This window comes from Coralloluteibacterium thermophilum (assembly GCF_042654365.1).
GTDB classification, from domain to species: domain Bacteria; phylum Pseudomonadota; class Gammaproteobacteria; order Xanthomonadales; family Xanthomonadaceae; genus Coralloluteibacterium; species Coralloluteibacterium thermophilum.
Window position 1 is genome coordinate 400,952 of sequence record NZ_JBHSGG010000002.1, and the last position, 18,793, is coordinate 419,744.

The 18,793-nt window shown below is 72.5% G+C and carries 12 protein-coding genes; 7 read left to right on the forward strand and 5 right to left on the reverse strand.

Features of this window, described 5'->3' with window-relative positions:
* Positions 1-23: 23 nt before the first annotated feature.
* Entirely contained in the window at positions 24-1,808 is a 1,785-nt protein-coding gene (locus ACFO3Q_RS02240; protein WP_377002971.1) for a DUF885 domain-containing protein, read from the reverse strand.
* A 217-nt stretch (positions 1,809-2,025) separates the two neighbouring features.
* On the opposite strand from ACFO3Q_RS02240, the gene ACFO3Q_RS02245 reads away from it, so the two are divergent.
* On the forward strand, positions 2,026-3,723 hold the full coding sequence (locus ACFO3Q_RS02245; protein ID WP_377002972.1) for a hypothetical protein: 1,698 nt from the start codon (positions 2,026-2,028) through the stop codon (positions 3,721-3,723).
* A gap of 345 nt (positions 3,724-4,068) precedes the next feature.
* Here the strand turns inward: ACFO3Q_RS02245 and ACFO3Q_RS02250 are convergent, their stop codons facing one another.
* Entirely contained in the window at positions 4,069-5,166 is a 1,098-nt protein-coding gene (locus ACFO3Q_RS02250) for a PLP-dependent cysteine synthase family protein (protein WP_377002973.1), read from the reverse strand.
* 168 nt (positions 5,167-5,334) lie between these two features.
* Here ACFO3Q_RS02250 and ACFO3Q_RS02255 point away from each other — a divergent pair, with 168 nt between their 5' ends.
* On the forward strand, positions 5,335-5,538 hold the full coding sequence (locus ACFO3Q_RS02255; protein WP_377002974.1) for a CsbD family protein: 204 nt from the start codon (positions 5,335-5,337) through the stop codon (positions 5,536-5,538).
* Between the two features lie 59 nt (positions 5,539-5,597).
* Here the strand turns inward: ACFO3Q_RS02255 and ACFO3Q_RS02260 are convergent, their stop codons facing one another.
* Positions 5,598-7,499: a glycerophosphodiester phosphodiesterase gene (locus ACFO3Q_RS02260; protein ID WP_377002975.1), complete on the reverse strand. Its 1,902-nt coding sequence runs from the start codon at positions 7,497-7,499 to the stop codon at positions 5,598-5,600.
* Between the two features lie 95 nt (positions 7,500-7,594).
* Between ACFO3Q_RS02260 and ACFO3Q_RS02265 the strand changes: the two genes are divergently transcribed.
* A complete protein-coding gene (locus tag ACFO3Q_RS02265) occupies positions 7,595-8,356 on the forward strand; it encodes a type 1 glutamine amidotransferase (RefSeq protein ID WP_377002976.1) in 762 nt (253 codons plus the stop codon).
* Positions 8,353-8,985 (forward strand): HAD family hydrolase, encoded by a 633-nt coding sequence (locus ACFO3Q_RS02270; protein WP_377002978.1) that lies wholly within the window; start codon positions 8,353-8,355, stop codon positions 8,983-8,985. Before ACFO3Q_RS02265 ends, ACFO3Q_RS02270 begins: the two co-directional genes overlap by 4 nt.
* 4 nt (positions 8,986-8,989) lie before the next feature.
* On the opposite strand, the gene ACFO3Q_RS02275 is transcribed toward ACFO3Q_RS02270, so the two are convergent.
* On the reverse strand, positions 8,990-9,676 hold the full coding sequence (locus ACFO3Q_RS02275; protein ID WP_377002979.1) for an MgtC/SapB family protein: 687 nt from the start codon (positions 9,674-9,676) through the stop codon (positions 8,990-8,992).
* A gap of 191 nt (positions 9,677-9,867) precedes the next feature.
* Here ACFO3Q_RS02275 and ACFO3Q_RS02280 point away from each other — a divergent pair, with 191 nt between their 5' ends.
* Both ACFO3Q_RS02280 and ACFO3Q_RS02285 read left to right on the forward strand, forming a co-directional pair.
* On the forward strand, positions 9,868-11,292 hold the full coding sequence (locus ACFO3Q_RS02280; RefSeq protein WP_377002980.1) for a methyl-accepting chemotaxis protein: 1,425 nt from the start codon (positions 9,868-9,870) through the stop codon (positions 11,290-11,292).
* 358 nt (positions 11,293-11,650) lie between these two features.
* Positions 11,651-13,711 (forward strand): hybrid sensor histidine kinase/response regulator, encoded by a 2,061-nt coding sequence (locus ACFO3Q_RS02285; protein ID WP_377002981.1) that lies wholly within the window; start codon positions 11,651-11,653, stop codon positions 13,709-13,711.
* Here the strand turns inward: ACFO3Q_RS02285 and ACFO3Q_RS02290 are convergent.
* Positions 13,695-16,025 (reverse strand): TonB-dependent receptor, encoded by a 2,331-nt coding sequence (locus ACFO3Q_RS02290; RefSeq protein WP_377002982.1) that lies wholly within the window; start codon positions 16,023-16,025, stop codon positions 13,695-13,697. The two genes, ACFO3Q_RS02285 and ACFO3Q_RS02290, sit on opposite strands and share 17 nt — an antisense overlap.
* A gap of 173 nt (positions 16,026-16,198) precedes the next feature.
* On the opposite strand from ACFO3Q_RS02290, the gene ACFO3Q_RS02295 reads away from it, so the two are divergent.
* On the forward strand, positions 16,199-18,334 hold the full coding sequence (locus tag ACFO3Q_RS02295; protein WP_377002983.1) for an alkaline phosphatase D family protein: 2,136 nt from the start codon (positions 16,199-16,201) through the stop codon (positions 18,332-18,334).
* Positions 18,335-18,793: the final 459 nt, after the last annotated feature.

The following is an 18,793-nucleotide window of genomic DNA, read 5'->3' on the forward strand; positions in this document are numbered from 1 at the left end:
ATTCCCACTTCCCCATTCCCGCCTCACCTCCCCTCCCCCATCAACCCCACGATCGCCGGTACCGGCGCATTGCCGTAGCTCAGGAACCGGTTGTGGAAGGTCTTGAGGTCGAAGGCCTCGCCCTGCTCGCGCTTGAGGCGCTCGCGGAAGTCGTAGATCTCGGCGTAGCCGGTGAAGTAGGAGGTCAGCTGCACCTGCGACAGGCGCACGCGCCGCCACTTGTTGACGGCCTCGGTCTCCTCCTGGAAGGCCTCGCGGCGCAGCAGGTCCATGGCCTGGGCCTCGGTCATGCCCTCGACGTGCACGGCGTAGTCGAGGATGGCGTTGGTGACCACGCGCAGGTTCCACTTGCCGTACATGAGCCACATCTCGGGCTCCTGCCCGCCCCAGCCCTGCTCCAGCATCATGCGCTCGGCGTAGACCGCCCAGCCCTCGATCATCGCGCCGTTGCGGATCAGGCTCTTGATCAGGCTGGGCGTCTTGTTGGCGTGCAGCAGCTGGGTGTAGTGCCCGGGAATGGCCTCGTGGATGTTGAGGATCTGCAGCACCCAGTGGTTGTATTCGCGCAGGAAGCTCGCGGCCTGCTCGTCGGTGTAGCCGTCGAGCGGACTGACGTTGTAGTAGGTGTTGGCGGTCGGGTTGAACGGGCCCGGCGCGCTGATCGACGCGCCCGCGCCGCCGCCGCGCATGTACTCCGGCGTCTCGCGCACCACCAGCGGACGGCTCTCGTCCTGGTCCAGCAGGTCGTGCTCGCGCACGAACTCGGCGAGCAGCGGGATCTGGCGGCGGATCTCGTCCACGAAGTCCTCGCGCGCGACGTGCCGCTGCGAGAGGTGGCCCACCATCATCCCGATGCGCTCGAGCCGGTCCTGCGGCATCGCCGTGCCGGCGAAGTACTTCGGCCAGAGCTGGCGGGTGATGCCGTCCATCTGCGCGTGCAGGCGCTCCTTCTCGGCGACCGCCCGCTCGTACAGCTCGCGCGCGGTGAAGTCGGACTGCACGTCGTAGCGGAACTTGGCCTCGTAGAGGTCCGGCCCGATGCGGAAGGAACGTGCGTTGCCGCGTTCGGCCAGGCGCGCCTGCTCGCCCTCGAGCCAGTCGATCCACCCCTGGATGGCCTCGCGCGCGGCGTCGATGCGCGTCTCGAAGGTCGCGCGCTCGGCGGCGTCCAGGCCCAAGCCCGCGATGCGCTCGCGCAGCCCGTCGCCGAACACGCTGAGCGCGCCGCGGCTCTGCACGATGGCGAGTTCGACGTGCTCCGGCGTCGGATCCTCGATGCTCGCGCGCGCGGCGCGGTAGTAGTCGGGCACGCGCTCCAGCCGCGCCATCACCGTCCGCAGGCGGCTGTCCTCGTCGGCGTAGGGCGTATTGAGCAGCAGGCCGATCGGGCCGGCGACGTTGTAGCTGGCCGGGTTCCACGCCCAGTCGCGGAAGATGGAGAGGTACCAGAGCGTGGACTCGAAGCGATTGGTCAGCAGCATGTGGTCGATGCGCTGGTCCGGCGGCAGCTGCGCGGGATCGAAGGCGGCCAGCTCGGCGAGCGCGGCCTCCGCGAAGGAGAGGTCCTCGGCCCGGCGCTGGGCATCGGGCACGGTCAGCGTCGCCGCGTCGTCGTAGCGGCCGGCGTAGATGGACCACTCCGGGCTGCGCTCCAGCGCGCGCATCAGCAGCGACTCGGCGACCGCCGGGAATCCGGCCTCCCGCGACGCCGCCGCAGCGGCACCCTCGCGCGGCGCGTCCGGCGGCGGCGCGGTCTGGCAGCCGGCCAGCGCGGCGGCGAGGAACAGGGACAGGCAGGTCTTGCGCATGCAGGGCACTCCGCGGAAGGCGCGGCCGCCGGCGGCCGCTGGACAGGGGATCCGGCATGGTAGCGGGCCGGGCGCCGTCCTCGCGTGCCGATGGTCAGTGGCGGACCGCACCGGCCGGCGAGCGGACCGGCACCGCGCACCTCGGGTCGTCCCCAGCTGGATGAACGCCGTGCGCGCGGGGAGGATGCGGAACACGTCCGTACTCCGCCGAGATCCCATGTCGCCCATCCTCGACAGCCTCAACAGCACGAACGTCGTCCCGCTCCGCCAGCCTCCCATGGAGCCGGGCGTCGGCGCCGCCGCCAGCGAGCGGCAGCTCCGCGACACCGCGTCCGAGATCCTCGGGACCGGCGAGCGCCGCTTCCTCAGGGACGACTACGACGCCCGCATGGAAGCCTTCGCCGAGGAGCTCGCCGGGCTGTCCCCGGAAGACGGAGCCCGCCTCGTCGCCGAGCTGACCACCCAGGATCCCGGCGCCCTGAACTCGTGGCTGAAGCTCGATACGCTCGACCGCCTGCACGGCGAGGGCCGCGTCGACCAGGCCGGCTACCAGGCCGTCGCCGACGCCTTCGCGAGCGGCTATGCGCGCGGCGACATCGACCAGCAGCAGGCGGAGACCTTCCTCCAGCAGTACACGCTGGACGGCATGGCCCCCGGCCACAGGATCGACGCCTGGACGCAGGCGCGCGACTTCATCGGCGCCATGGAGCCCGCCCGGGCCGACGCCTTCCGCGAGGCCTACGCGACCTCGCTCCTGGAGCGCGTCGCGGACGGCGGCGGCCAGTTCCACACCTCGGGCGTGGCGATGCAGCTGATCGCCGACGCCGGCGACCCCCACATGGCCGCACGCGTCTTCTCCCAGGTGACGGAGGCGGCGGGCGCCGGCATCGGCGACCCCGCGCAGGCCGCCTCCGCGCGCGCGGAGGCGCGCGCCACCCTGCTCGAAGCCATCGGCGAATCCAGCATCGGCTTCGAGAACAGCGACGGCGCCTTCGAGGGTCTGCGCAACCCGCTGGCCACCCTGATCGACTCGGTCGCGGCGCAGCCGGACACGCAGCAGTGGAACGAGGTCGCGGTCGAGATCGCGCGCTACGCCGAGGCCTCGAACGACGACATCTTCTTCGATCCCTACACCGACAAGCCCATCGCCTCCACCGCCGAGGCGCTGAGCGGACTGCTCTCCGGCGAGCAGGGCGAGGCGGTGCTGGACGCGCTGACCACCCGCGACAGCGCCAGCACCCGCGGCGGCGACGGCCACGCCCAGGAGTACGGGCAGAACGCCATCGACCTGGGCAATCTGCTGCGGATCACCGCCTTCAACCCGGACAACCCCGCGGCCGGCGATGCCATGCAGGCGGTGAAGGACTACGCGCAGACCTACAAGGACTTCCTCAACGGCGTCGATCGCAGCTATCCGCCGCACCTGAACGATGCGGACGCGCCCCAGAGCGAGGCGGTGAACCGGCTCGGCATCCTCGGCGGTGCGGCCTTCGACGCCATCACCCAGAGCAAGATCGATCTCGACAACCGCGAGGCAGCCACCCAGCAGCTCGTCGGCTTCGCCGTGGACCTCGCCGTCTCCGCCGTCCCCGGCGGTGGCGCGGTCAGCCGCCTGGTCGGCAGCGACCTGAAGGCGGTGTTCGGCAACAATCCCGCCATCGACCGCGTGATCGACCAGGCGCTGCAGGGCGGCGACACGCTCGGCAGCGCCGCCGTGGACCAGCTCAAGCAGGACATCGCCGGCGCGCTCAGCGAGGGCCAGGTCGATCTGGAGGTGCTGCGCGACCAGGTCAACGGCTTCGTGGTCGACACCATGCTGGACGGCCTGCGCGACGTCGACGGCCACACCTATCGCAACCAGGTCGAGAACACCATCGAGGCGGTGCAGACCGACATCACCCAGAACCGCGGCTGATCGGTCCACCCGCTCCTCCCGGGAGCCGCCCCACCCGCTGCTGGCGAACGAAGCCGGCATGCGGGAGCGCAGCCTCCCCGCTATGCGCGCGCGGCCCCTTGCGCGCTGCTTTGAGGAGTGACGGAGGAGGAGTGGGAAGCGAGGGCGGATCGGCGCGCTTGCTCTTCTTCTCGCTCCTCGCGTCTCACGCCCCGTACCAGAAGCGCCCCTCCCCAACCCTCCCCCGCTGCCCGCCGGGGAGGGTTGGGGGACGAAGCGGGCAGCCGCGCTTCCAGCGCGATCCCGTCTTCGTGTCCGCCCCAACCCGGGCCGCAGGCATCCCGGCGCAGGAAAGCCCCAGCGGCCCTAGGCGGTCGCCACGCCCTCCAGTGGTGCCCCTTCGAGGGCACGTGCGAGGGCGGCATCGGCGCCGTCGATGTCGATGCCGCAGCGGGCGTACCAGGCCGGATCGTAGTAGCTGTGCGCATAACGCTCGCCGCTGTCGCACAGGATGCTCACGATGGCGCCCGTCCGACCGGCCTCGCGCATGCGGCGCGCGGCGTCGAGCACGCCGACGAAGTTGGTGCCGGTCGAGCCGCCCACGCGGCGCCCGAGCTGGGCGCTGACGTGGCGCATCGCCGCCAGCGCGAGCGCGTCCGGGACCTTGACCATGGCGTCCACGCAGCTCGGGATGAAGCTCGGCTCGACGCGGGGGCGGCCGATGCCCTCGATGCGCGAACCGCCCGCGATGCGCAGGTCCGCGCGGGGCGCGCCGGCACGCGCGCTGCGGTAGAAGTCGAAGAACACCGAGACTTCCGGGTCCGCGCAGAGGATGCGGGTGGGGTGCCGGCGGTAGCGCACGTAGCGGCCGAGGGTGGCGCTGGTGCCGCCGGTGCCGGGGCCGCAGACGATCCAGGCCGGCACCGGGTGCCGCTCCTCCGCCATCTGCTTGAAGATCGACTCGGCGATGTTGTTGTTCGCGCGCCAGTCGGTCGCCCGCTCGGCGTAGGTGAACTGGTCCATGAAATGGCCGCCGGTCTCCCGCGCCAGGCGCTCGGACTCGGCGTTGATCGCGCAGGCGTCCTCGATGAGATGGCAGCGCCCGCCCTGGAACTCGATGGCGGCGATCTTCTCGGGCGAGGTCGCCGCCGGCATCACCGCGACGAAGGGCAGGCCGAGCAGGCGCGCGAAGTAGGCCTCGGACACCGCGGTCGACCCGCTGGACGCCTCGATCACCGTGCTGCCTTCCGACAGCCAGCCGTTGGCCAGCGCATACAGGAACAGCGAGCGCGCGAGACGGTGCTTGAGGCTGCCGGTGGGGTGGCTCGACTCGTCCTTGAGGTAGACGTCGATGCCCGGGTAGCCGGGCATGGGCGGCAGGGGGATCAGGTGGGTGTCGGCCGAGCGGTTGAAGTCGGCCTCGATCTTCTGGATGGCATCCGCCACCCATTCGCGCTTGGGCATGGTGTGTCCGGTGGGAGGGCGCGCCGCGCGACGCGCGGCCATCGGCGATTCTAGAGGCGCCCCGGGCCGGGCGCATCGAACACCCGGTCGTCGCACCGCTGAACGGCGGCCATCGCCATCGCGTCGGTTCACGTCGGTATCGCTCCCGGCGTCCTACACAGGAGATCCGTGGACGCAACGGAGACGAACGAGATGGTCGACAGGAACCGCACCGAAGGCACCAAGAACCAGGTCAAGGGCAGCCTCAAGGAGGCCGCCGGCAAGGCGACCGGCAATACCTCCGGCGAGCTCGAAGGCAAGCTGCAGAAGAACGCCGGCAAGGTCCAGAAGGACATCGGCAAGGCGAACGACGACATGCGCAAGGGCCGCTGAGCCTCACGGCCTCGTCGCGGAGGGCGGCCGCCCGCGGTCGCCCTCCGTCGTGTCCGGCGTCAGCGCCGGAACCAGCTGTGCAGGCGTGCGAGCAGCAGCTCCACGTCGGTCAGCGCGGCGCGCTCCGCGCGCACCCGCACCGCCTCCGCGGGCAGGTCGGTGCTGACGTCGTCGACGCCCAGGTCGATGTAGCGGGCCATCAGCACCGGATCGTTCACCGTCCACACCTGCAGCCGGTAGCCGTGCCGGCGCGCATCCGCCACGGCCCGGGCATCGACCTGCAGGTGGTTGAGCCCGAGCATGTCGAAGCCGGTGCGCTGCGCCGTGCCCGGCAGGGCCGCGTTGGCGAACAGGGCCAGCCGCAGGTGCGGAGCCTCGGCGCCTGCGGCCCGCACGAGGTCGGGCGACAGCGAGGCAAGCATCGCGGCGTCCCCGAAGCCGCCGGCCTCGATCTCGCGCACGGTCGCCTCCAGCAGGTCCCGGGCGTTGTGCGCGTCGGGCTTGAGCTCGACCAGGGCGAGCGCGCGCCGGTCGATGTGGGCCAGGGCCTCGCCGAGCGTGGGGATGCGTTCCCCGGCGAAGGCGGGGCCGAACCAGGCCCCCACGTCCAGGGCGCGCATCGCGTCCAGGCTGGTCTCGACCACCCGGCGCGGGTCGCCGGCCACGCGCCGGAAGTCGCTGTCGTGGACGACCACGACGGCGCCGTCCGCGCTGAGCCGCACGTCGAACTCGATGGCATCGGCACCGGCCGCGATGGCCGCATCGAAGGCCGCATCGAAGGCCGCCAGCGTGTTCTCCGGCGCCACGCCCGAGGCGCCGCGATGGGCGGTGACGGCGACCTCGCTCCGCAGGTTCATGCTCGCCACCGCGAGCACCGCCTGCACCACGGCGACGCCGAGGAAGGCGGCCTCGGCGCCCCACACGAAACGCCCCGGGTGCGCGGGCGGCGGTTCCGGACCGTGCGCCGCGCGGCCGCCGCCAAGGCGCCGGAACAGCGCACGCACCAGCAGGGTGTTGAGCGTGGTGCCGAGGAACAGCACGCCGAGCACGCTGGCCGCGTAGAGCGTGAGGTAGACGACCATGCCGGCGCTCACCAGCAGGCGATGGTCGGGGATCCAGTCCAGCAGCGGCGTCGCCGCGCGGTCGTAGAGTTCCGTCACCGCCAGCGGCAGCGCCGCCACCGCAAGCGCCACGGTCACCACCAGCACGGCGATGCGCAAGTGCCGCCCGCGGGTGAGCGTGCGGCTGCGCGCCAGCGCCGCGGCCGGCGACAGGCCCTCCAGCACGAGCGCCGGGGTGGCGAGGAACCAGCGGAAGTACAGCGTCGCGTGCAGCAGCAGGCCGGCCAGCAGGAAGGGCGCGAACGCGGCCGCGAACCGCCACAGGGCCGGGGGCCGCACGGTCGCGAGGTAGTAGAGGTCGTGGCCGCCGAGGAACAGCCCGTACAGCAGCGCGCCGGCCGCCAGCCACGGCAGGGCGAGCAGCGCGTGGGTGACGATCTGCCAGGCCGCGAGCGCCGCCAGCGGCCCGGCGCGGCGCAGCATGCCCAGCAGCGCGGCAGCCGCGACCCGGTAGCGGCAGCCGCGGCTGGCCGAGACCAGCAGCATGCCGGCCTGCTGCAGCATCACCGCGAACCAGGCCAGCGCCGCCGCGAGGGCGAGCCAGGCCAGCGCCAGCAGGTTGGTGGCGAGATCGTCCAGCTCGCCCGCGAGCGGGCGCTCGATCCAGTGCAGCAGGGCCGCCAGCGACCAGGTGGTGAGCGGCACCGTCGCCGCCGTGGCGAAGGCGGTGAACAGCAGGTGCCAGGCGAGCAGCGGGCGCAGGTGGCGCCGCAGGTCGCGACGCATGTCGTGGACGAGCAGGCCGCGCAGGAGCCGGCGGTCGTCGCGGACCGCCGGCGTGCCGCCGCCCTCCGCCGCCGCGGCTTCGTCCGCCCTGTGCGCCCCGCCCTCGCTCCGCATCGCGCGAGTGTAGGGCCGCGCGCGCAGCGCAGCGTGCGCTTGCGCGCGGCACGGCGCGCGGCAAGACTGGCCCGCCCGCAGCCGCCGTCGTCCGCATGTCCCGCCTCGTGGTCTTCCAGCACGTCGCCGCCGAGCCGCTGGGCACGCTGGATGCGCTCATCCGCCGCCGCGGGCACCGGATCCGCTTCCACAACTTCGAGCGCCATCCGGAGGCCCAGCCCAACATCGACCGCTACCGCGGCCTGGTGGTCCTGGGCGGCCCGATGAACGTCGAGGACCAGGCGCGGCGCCCGCACCTGGCCACCGAGCTGCGCGCGATCGAGCGTGCCCTGCGCCAGGACAAGCCGGTGCTCGGCATCTGCCTGGGCGCCCAGCTCCTCGCGCACGTGCTGGGCGCGCCGGTGCGGCGCCACGCGCAGCCCGAGATCGGCTGGTACGACCTCCAGTGCACCGACGCCGGCCGTCGCGACCCGGTGCTGGCGCCCCTGGGCGCGGGCGCGCCGGTGTTCCAGTGGCATGCGCGGACCTACGACCTGCCGGCAGGCGCGGTGCAGCTCGCGCGCACCGACACCTGCGAGCAGCAGGCCTTCCGCTGGGGCGACCGCGCCTACGGCTTCCAGTTCCACCTGGAGATGGACGAGGCGCTGGTCGAGCGCTGGCTGCGCGTGCCGGCCTACCGCGAGGAACTCGCCGCCTCCGGCCTCGGCCAGGACGAGGCGGCGATCCGCGCGCTCACCCGGCTGCGGATCGCCACCATGCAGGCGCAGGCGCGCCAGGTGTTCGACCGCTTCCTCGACCTCGTCGGCCGGCCGCCGCGGCTGGCCGCCGCCCCCGCCACCGCGGCGGCCTGCGCATGAGTGCGCCGACCGCGACCGCGGCCAATCCGGCCGCGCTGCGGCGCTGCCGGCACTGGGTGTTCGACATGGACGGCACCCTCACCGTCGCGGTGCACGACTTCGCGCTGATCCGGCGCGAACTCGGCGTGCCGCCGGAGGCCGACATCCTCGACCATCTCGCGTCGCTCCCCGCCGGGGAGGCCGCCGCCGCGCACGCGTGGCTGCTGGAGCACGAGCACCGCCTCGCCGACGGCGCGCGCCCGGCGCCGGGCGCGGTCGATCTGGTGCGGACCCTGTGCGGGCGCGGCGCCACGCTGGGCATCCTCACGCGCAACGTGCGCCCGGTGGCGCTGCGCATCCTCGCCACGCTCGGCATCGCCGACTGCTTCGACCCGGGCGCCATCCTCGGCCGCGACGAGGCGGCACCGAAGCCCGATCCCGACGGACTGCTGCGCCTCGCGCGGCGCTGGGGCGTCGCGCCGGCGGCGATGGCGATGGTGGGCGACCACGTCTACGACCTCGACTGCGCACGCGCCGCCGGCGCGCCGGCGATCCTGGTCAACGCCTGCGCGTCCGCCTGGCCGGGACGCGCCGACCACGCGCCCGGCGACTGCGCCGGCCTCGCCGCGCTGATCGCCGACGCCGGCTGAGCGCTCACTCCTCGCGCGGCGCCAGCTCGAAGCCGCGCACGTCGTCCACGCCGCGCAGGGCGTCGACCATCGTCTCCAGGTGCAACCCCCTCGGCGAGACGACCTTGAACGCCACTTCGAGGACGTCGGCATCGCCGAGCAGGCGCTGGCGGACGGCCTCCGCGCGCAGGCCGAGCCCGCGCAGCAGGGCCTCGATCTCCTGCCCCGAGGTGGCGCCGTCGCCGCGCAGGCGCACGATCACGTCGATGTCGTTGCGCCGGGGCAGGTAGCGGTAGAACAGGCGGAACAGCACCAGCACCACCAGGGTCACGGCCGTGCCCACCGAGGCCAGGCCCCACAGCCCCACGCCGAACAGCATGCCCAGCGCCGAGGTCATCCACAGCGTGGTGGCGGTGGTCAGCCCCTGGATCGAGAAGCCGTGGCGGAAGATGACCCCGGCGCAGAGGAAGCCGATCCCGGTCAGGATGCCGTGGGCCATGCGCGTGGGATCGGTGACGATGTCCTGGGTGTCGAAGAAGGTGATGTCCCAGTCGCCCTGCCGCGCGGCCGCCAGCATCAGCAGGGTGGACGCGAGCGCGACCAGGGTGTGCGTGCGCAGCCCCGCCGGCCGCGACTTGTACTCCCGCTCGAAGCCGATCAGCCCACCGGCGAGCAGGCTGCCCAGGATCGGGATGACGAAGGTTTCCAGCACCGGCGACTCCAGCTGCGTGAAGAAGAACGCAGCGTGTGCCGCCCGGCGTCAAGGCGGAGCATCGACAGGCCATCGCCTGCTCGCGCCCATGAACGGCCCGGTGCTCGGCACAGCGTTCCCGGACCGGCGCGCTGACTCAAGTCGCCGCGCGGCTCGGCCGATAGGGCGGTATCCCACCGACCGGTCGCATCATGGCCCAGCCCGATTCCGCGTCCACGGTTGTCCTCGGTTCCGCCGCGCTTCCCGATGCGCCGGTCGGCCTGTTGGCGCTCGATGCGGACGGGACGGTGCAGGCCGCAAACCGTTGCGCCTGCGATCTTCTCGCGGCGGAGGCGGAGACGCTGGTGGGCGCCGACTGCACCCGCATCTGGGGCGTACCGGCGCTGTCCGCGGGCAACGAGGCCCTCGCCCGCCACTCCCTGGAACAGTTGCGCGGCCTCGAGACCGTGGTCCGCACGACCGGACGCCTCGTGCAGAGCCTGGACGGGGCGCGCGGCGACCTCGAGGCGGTGATCGGCCTCGCCCGGGAGGCCGATGCCGGCGCGGGCCGCGGCGCCGTCGCCGCGCGCAGGCTGGCGGACGCGATGCAGGAGGTCGAGCGCAGCGCCGCACGGGCCAACGAGGTCGTCGAGGTCATCGACGCGGTCGCCTTCCAGACCAACATCCTGTCCATCAACGCGACCATCGAGGCGGCGCATGCCGGTGCCGCCGGGCGCGGCTTCGCGGTCGTCGCCGGCGAGATCCGCCGCCTTGCCGAGCGCGCGGCGAACGCGGCGCGCGACGTGCACACCATCCTCGGCGAGACCCGCGCGGCACTCGACCGCAGCGCGGCCTCGGCACGCGAGACCGAGGACGTGCTGGACGGCATCGGGGGACTCATGACCCGCGCCGGCGGCGCGATGGAGTCGGTCGCCGCGCGGGTCGCCGCGCAGGCGGACGACGTCGCCGCCATCGACGGCGCTCTCGCCGAGGTGGCCACGCTGGCGCGCGACAACGTGGCGCAGGCGGACGCCGCCGCCGGCGGGGCCGAGCGGCTCGGGCGCGCCACCGCCGCGCTGCAGGACTGCGTGGGCCTGTTCCGGCTCCCTGCCGACCCGCTTGTCGAGCCCCGGCACGCGCGCGTGGCCGGGCTGGCGCGGGGCGCCGCCGAGGCGGTGGGCGCCGTCTTCCTGGAGGCCCTCCGCAGCCGCAGGATCGCGCCGGAGGCGCTGTTCGCGCGCGACTACACGCCGATCCCCGGCGTGATGCCCGCCAAGTTCGCCACGTCCTTCGACGGCCTCTGCGACGAACTGCTGCCGCCGATCCAGGAGCGGGTGCTCGCCATGGAGCCGTGGATCGTCTTCGCCATCTGCGCGAATCCCGACGGCTACGTGCCGACCCACAACCTGCGCTTCTCGAAGCCGCTCACCGGCGACGCGAAGCAGGACCTCGTCGGCAACCGCACCAAGCGCATCTTCGCCGACCGCGTCGGCGCGAGCGTGGGCACGCATACCGACCCCTACCGGCTGCAGGTCTACCGCCGCGACACCGGCGAGGTGATGTTCGACCTCTCCGTGCCCATCCTCGTCGGCGGACGGCACTGGGGCGGTTTCAGGATCGGCTACGCGCTGGGGTGAGGCTGTTCGAGGAGTGAGTGGGGAGGAGTGAGGAACGAGGGGTGGATGACCACGGTGCCTCTCGTTTCTCACTTCTCATGTCGCGTTACTTGCCACAAAACCCCTTCCCCCGCCTGCGGGGGAAGGCCGGGATGGGGGTGAGCGCGTAGCGGGAGGAATGACCGGCAAGAAATGCGAAGCGGGACGGGTCGCACGCCCTCCCATGTTCCACGCCCCATGCCCACTCCTCTTCCCTTTACTCCTCAACCCTCGCCAGAAGCGCACGCAGGCTGAATCGCAACCGTCCGGCACGCGCGCGTTGAGGGGACGCACACACCGCTGTCGCCAGACTCGGGCGCGTCTCCCTCCGCCTGTTCCCATGTCCCTCCAGCACTCCGACCCGGGTCCGAGCACGCCCGGCTTCCTGGCCGGTGGCGGGCGCGCGGCCGCGCGCATCCAGGCGCATGCCTGGGGCGGCACGCCGCTGGGCCCGCTCGCGGCGTGGCCGGATGCCCTGCGCAACGACCTCGGCCTGCTGCTGGCGACGCCGCAGCCCGCCCTGCTCGGCTGGGGCGACGACCTGACCGTGCTGCACAACGAGGCCGCGCGCGTGCTGTTCGACGACTGGCCCGGGGGCGCGCTGGGCCGGTCGCTGCGCGCGCTGTGGGCGGAACTGTGGCCGGCGACCGACTGCATCGACGCGGTGCTCGCCGGACGCTCGTGCCGGTTCGACGCGCTGCCACTGAGCCGCGTCCAGGACGGCCAGACCGAGGAAAGCTGGTGGAACGTCGTCTGCTCGCCGGTGCGCGATGCCGCAGGCGAGGTGCGCGGCATGCTGTGCCTGCTCGCGGACGTCACCGAGCGCATCCTCACCGACCGCGCGCTGCGCATCCTCGACGCGGCGCTGGAACGCAGCGTCGAGGCGCGCACCCTGGAGCGCGACCGGGTGTGGCACCTCAGCAACGACCTGATGGGCGTGTGCGACACGCAGGGCCGGCTGATCGCGGTCAACGCGGCCTGGATGGACACCCTGGGCCTGCGCGAGGAGGACCTGCTCGGCAGCGCCCTGCTCGACCTGGTCCACCCCGAGGACGTCGAGACCGCGCGCCAGGAGATGGCGACCCTGCGCCACGGCGCGCGCACGCTGCGCTTCGAGAACCGGCTGCGGACCGCGGGCGGCGACTACCGGCGCATCGCCTGGGCGGCGGTGCCCGAATCCGGCCGCGTGTACGCGGTCGGGCGCGACGTCACCGACCAGCGCGAGCTCGAGGACGAACTGCGGCAGGCGCAGAAGATGGAGGCCGTCGGCCAGCTCACCGGCGGGATCGCCCACGACTTCAACAACCTGCTGACCGGCATCGGCGGTGCCCTCGACCTGATGCAGCGCCGGCTCGAGCGCGGGCAGGTCGAGGGCATCGAGCGCTACGTCGGCATGGCCGACGCCTGCGCGCAGCGGGCGGCGAGCCTCGTGCAGCGGCTGATGGCCTTCTCGCGCCGGCAGACCCTGCACCTCCAGCGCATCGACCTCAACGCTCTGGTCGAGGAGATGTCGGAGCTGTTCCGGCGCACCCTCGGCGAGCAGATCCGCCTGCGCGTGGAGGCGGAGCCCGGGCTGTGGGAGGTCGAGACCGACCGCAACCAGCTCGAGAACGCGCTGCTGAACCTGGTGATCAACGCGCGCGACGCGATGGAGACCGGCGGCGTCCTCACCATCTCCACCGCCAACCGCAACACGGAGAGCGGCAGCCTGCCCGGCATGGGCATGCTGGCGACGGGCGACTACGTCGAACTCGTCGTGGCCGACACCGGCGTCGGCATGACCCCGGAGGTGGCCGAGCGCGCCTTCGATCCCTTCTTCACCACCAAGCCCATGGGCCAGGGCACGGGGCTGGGGCTGTCCATGGTGCACGGCTACGCGCACCAGTCCGGCGGCGGCGTGCGCCTCGACAGCACCCGCGGCCACGGCACCACGGTCACCCTGCTGCTGCCGCGGGCGCCGAACGAGGCGGCGCAGACCGCCGCGCCCGCGGCGCGCGAGGCCATGCGCGGCAACGGCGAGACCCTGCTGGTGGTCGAGGACCAGGCCGAGGTGCGCAGCCTGATGGCCGAGGTGCTGGGCGAGCTGGGCTACGTGGTCTACCAGGCCGAGGACGCGGCCCGGGCCATGAGCCTGCTCGACTCCGACCGCCACATCGACCTGCTGATCGCCGACGTCGGCCTCCCCGGCACCAGCGGACGCCAGCTCGCCGAGCTGGCCCGGCTGTGCCGGCCGGGCCTTCCGGTGCTCTTCCTCACCGGCCATGCCGACGCCGGCGGCGCGGAGGCCGACGCCGCCGCGGCGCCGGACATCCGCACCATGGGCAAGCCCTTCGCGGTGCCGGCGCTCGCGGCCAGCGTCCGCGAGCTGCTGCGGATCGGCGGACTCAGAAACGACCGCTGAGGGTCACGCCGTACAGGCGCGGGGCACCCTGGATGTAGGTGGGCGTGCCGAACAGGCGGCCGGTGTTGCCGGCGTCGATCAGGTAGTCCTTGTCGGCGAGGTTGCTGCCGTAGACGCCCAGGTCCCAGTGATCGCCGAAGCGCACGCCGGCGCGGAGGTTGAACAGCGCGTAGCCGCTCTGCTCGATGCCGGGCGTGTTGGCGTCCTCGAAGTAGACGTGCGAGCGCCAGTTCCAGCTCGGGCGCAGGTAGACGCGACTGCCGCCGGCGAGGTCGAAGCCGAGGTCCACGCCCGCCGACGCGCTGTGCTTGGGCGTCAGGCGGAAGCGGTTGCCTGCGAGCTCCTGCGGATTCCCGTCGTCGTCGGTGTCGTCGAAGCTGGCGTCGACGTAGCCGTAGTTGAAGAACGCCGAGAGCGCGTCGTTGGCGCGGAAGCTGAGCGAGAGCTCGGCGCCCTTGGCGGAGGCGTTGCCGCCGTTGGCCGGCACGTAGCGCAGCGTCTCGCGGTCCTGCACCGAGGTCTGGAAGTTGGAGTAGTCGTAGTGGAAGACGGCCACGTCGTAGACCAGGCGGCCGTTGCCCACCGCGCCCTTCAGGCCGAGCTCGGTGCTCCAGACGATCTCGGCGTCGACGATCTCGGAGCCCGCGGCGTCCACGTTGACCACGTCCGGGCGGCGGCCGCGCGAGAACGACAGGTAGCCGTTCATGTCGTCGGTGAAGCGGTAGTCGGCCACCGCACGACCGACCACGCTGGTGAAGCTCTCGCTGCGCGTCAGCCAGCCGTCGGTCGGCGCGAACAGGATGTTGGTCGGCGCCGCCGGGTTCGGGCTGCCGCCCAGGCCGGCCAGGCCGAGGTAGCTCGGCACGCCGAAGTAGTCCGCACTGTAGCCGGCGGTCACGTCCTCGTGGGTGCCGCGCAGGCCGAGGGTCAGGTTGAGGCGGTCGGTCGCGGCGAAGGTGCCGTCGACGAACAGCTCGTAGGCGTCGGTCTCGCCCGAATTGGTGTACTGCTCCTGGTGGAAGGGCTTGAGCGGCAGCACCACGCCGGGGCCGATCGGCAGCGCGGTGATCAGCGTGTTCGGCGAGCCGTCCGGCAGCAGCGGCGGGATGTGCATGCCGAGCTGCTGGCCGAAGGCCGGCATGGTGATGAAGCTGCGCTCGTCGAAGCGCATCGGCACCCTCTGCGTGCCCTTCTCGTGGAACCAGGACACGCCGCCGAAGCCGGTGAAGCGGCCGCCGTCGTCGTAGTTGAAGCGGAACTCGTGGCTGAGCTGGCGGCCCTGCGCGTCCTCGGCGAACTCCAGCGCGTAGATGTGCGAGCCGTCCGCGTCGAACTCCTCGACCGAGTCGAAGTCGCGCCAGCCGGTGATGGTGGACAGCGACCACGCGCCGTTGAGCATGAAGTTGCCGAGCAGGGTCACGCCGCGCACGGTGCGGTCGAGCCCCAGCTCGTCGGCGCGGTTGAGGTCGGCGGTGCGGTCGAGCACGTCGAGGCTGCCGGTGCGGGTCGGGATCGAGCCGCTGCGGAAGGCGGTGCCCGGCGGCGTGTCCTTCTGGTAGTTGACGATGAAGTCGAGGCTGCTCGCGTCGCCGATGTCGAGGCGGAAGCTCGCGCGCAGGGCGTTGGTGTCCTTGCCGTTGAGGTCGCCGCCGGAGAGGTTCTCGACGAAGCCGTCGCGCTTCTCGTGGAAGACGGCGATGCGGCCGTAGAGCAGGTCGTCGACGATGGGCGCGTTGGCGTAGGCGGTGGCGAGGGTCGAGTCGTAGTTGCCCAGGCCGAGGGTGAAGCCGGCCTCGCTGCCGTTGAAGGCCTTGTTCTGGATCAGGTGCACCGCGCCGATCTGCGCGCCGCGCCCGAACAGCGTGCCCTGCGGGCCGCGCAGCACCTCGACGCGCTCGAGGTCGAAGGGCTGCACCACCGAACCGCGGGACTTGGAGATCGACACGCCGTCCTGGAACACCGACACGCGCGGCTGCACGTTGGCCTCGCCCGAGTCGGAGGTGATGCCGCGGATCACGAACCCCGGATTGTTCGGGCTCTGCTCCTGCACCTGCAGGCCCGGCACGAGGTTGCCGATGGCGGTGACGTCGCGCACGCCGTAGGCCTCGAGGAACTCGCCGGAGTAGGCGCTGATCGCGATCGGCACGTCCTGCATCTGCTGCTCGCGCTTCTGCGCGGTGACCACCAGGGTGTCCAGGCGCACTGCTTCGCGTTCGCCGGCCGGCGTGGCGGGCTGGGCCAGTGCCGCGGCGGGCACGGCGGCGAGAAGAGCGACACGGAGGGCGGAAGCGAGCGGGTGGCGGCGGGTGGTCATGCGCAGTCCTTCGTTGGCGCCGTTAGGCCGGCGTTAAAGCGCGCCAGCCTCGGCAAGCGCGGTTGCACGCCGGTGACACCGTCGCGACAGCCGGATGACGCGGGCGCTGTCAATCCAGCGTCATCTGGGCTGCGTACTAGTGCCGGCTTTCCACATCGAGCGGCGACACCGGCATGCAGCGCAGGCACTTCCTCAGGATCATCGGCATCAGCGCCGCGGCGGTCGCCGTGGCTCCGCACGGACGGCTGCTGGCGGCCATGGCCGCGGACGCCATCCGCGAGTCGCGCGCGCACTTCCCGCAGTCGGTCGCCTCGGGCGACCCGCGCCCCGACCGCGTGCTGCTGTGGACGCGCGTGGAGGCCGAGCGCCTGCCCGCGCAGGTGCGCGTGCAGGTGGCCGACGATCCGGCCTTCACCGCGCTGCGGATCGACCGCGAGGTCGCGCTGCCGGCGGACAGCGACGGCTGCCTCAAGGTCCGCGCCGAGGGCCTCGAGTCGGGCCGCACCTACCACTACCGCTTCCTGCTGGACGACGCCGGCGGCTTCGTGTCCTCGCCGGCGGGCCGCACCCGCACCGCGCCCGCGCCGGATGCCGACGTGCCGCTGCGCTTCGCCTTCCTGAGCTGCCAGGACTACGGCGGCCGCTGGTACAACAGCCTGGTCCCGCTGCTGGACGAGGAGCTCGACTTCGTCCTGCACCTGGGCGACTTCATCTACGAGACCGTCGGCGATCCGCAGTTCCAGAGCGTGAGCGCCGAGCGCGGCATCGCCTTCGACGATGTCGAGGGCGCGCTGGCCCTGGGCGACGGCGCCAAGGCCGGCTTCCTCGCCGCGCGCAGCCTGTCGAACTACCGGCAGCTGCACCGCGCGTTCCGCGGCGACGCGGTCCTGCAGGCCCTGCTCGAACGCGCGCCGCTGGTGGCGATCTGGGACGACCACGAGTTCTCCGACGACTGCTGGCAGGACGTGGGCACCTATCGCGACGGGCAGGTCGACGAGCGCGACCGCGAGCGTCGCCGCAACGCCGAGCAGGCCTACTTCGAGTACATGCCGGTCGACATCGACCTCGCCGACGACGCGCCGCTGCCGGTGGAACGCGGGCGCCTGTTCCCCAACGTGGCGCTGTACCGCGCGCTGCGCTTCGGCAAGGCGCTCGACCTGGTGCTGACCGACTACCGCAGCGCGCGCCCGGACCATCCGATCCCCGAGGACGCCTTCCCCGGCGAAGTGGTCTACGATCGCGCCGCCCTGGAGGCCCGCCTGCCGCGGCTGGGCATGGACTACGCCGCGCTCGCGCCCTCGCTCATTCCCTACGTCGACCTCGCCGACGCCGCACTGCGCCCGCTGCGCAACGCCGTGCGCATGGCGGTGGCGCAGGCCTACCGCGATGCCGGCCAGTCCGACGCCGACGCGCAGGTGCGCGCCGACGCAGCGACGACCGGGAAGGTCGCCCTGCCGGTGGTCGAGCAGTTCCTCGCCGCCTACAACGCCAAGGCCCCGGCCGACGCGCGCGTGGCGCCGCCCACGGCCGCCGGCCTCGACCGCGGACTGCCGTGGCTGGCGCTGGGCAAGACCCAGCTCTTCAGCGCGATGGGCGCGCGCTACATCGTGGTCAAGGACAGCTACGACCTGTTCGCCGCGCTGCGCGCCCTGGACGGTGCCGAGGGCGCCTACGGCGACGCGCAGCAGGCCTGGCTCGCCGAGCGCCTGCGCGGCAGCGATGCGCGCTTCAAGGTGGTGGCCAGCTCGGTGTCGTTCACCTCGCTGGTGCTCGACCTGGCGCGCCCGGAACTCGCCGCGCCTGCGCCCATGCAGCGGCGCTTCTATCTCAATGTGGACCACTGGGACGGCTTTCCGCACGAGCGCACGCAGCTCATCGGCGAGCTGTTCGATCCCGCCGGCGGCGTGATCCTGCTCTCCGGCGACATCCATGCCGGCTTCGCCACCCAGCACAGCGACGCGACGGTCGAGTTCACCACGCCCGCGGTGTCGTCGGAGACGCTCAAGGGCATCCTCACCCGCGGCACCGTCGGCGACGACGCGCAGGCCGAGGCGGGACGGCGCATGGTCGCGATGCTGGACACCCTGTTCGCCGAAGGCTTCGCGCCGCTGCGCTACGTGCAGACCGACCGCCATGGCGCCGGCCTGCTCGCCATCGACGGCGAGCGCGTCGAGGCCACCTTCATCGAGCTGCCGGGCGACGCGGTGCGCACGCGCTACTACGACGACCCCGCGGCGCTCGCGCGCCTGGTCCGCCGCGTGCGCTTCGGCCTCGAACGCGACGCGATGCGGATCGAGCGCGTGGCTTGAACTCAGGCGTCGCGGATCAGGAGTGACAGGTCAGGAGCGACGGATCAGGAGTGAGAAAAGGAGCGTGCGGTGGCTCGTCCTCGTTTCTCACTTCTCTCCACTCGCTTCTCAAGCAGCGCGTTCCGCGCTCACCCCCATCCCAGCCTTCCCCCGCAGGCGGGGGAAGGAGCCGCTCGCGCGGGCGTGGCGCTTCCCTTTCCATGAAGCCGAGCGTGCAGGCCAGGCACCACCAGCCCCCTCCCCCGCGGACCGCGGGGGAGGGTTGGGGAGGGGGCGCTTCGGGAAAGGAGTGACAGATCAGGCGTGAGAAACGAGAGGAGCGTGCAGCGGCCGGCCCTCGTTTCTCACTCCTCTCCACTCGCTTCTCAAGCAGCGCGTTCCGCGCTCACCCCCATCCCAGGGGTTCACCCCCGTTTTCACGGACACTTACGAGAAGGCCGATCAAGGCCATGAGGAGTG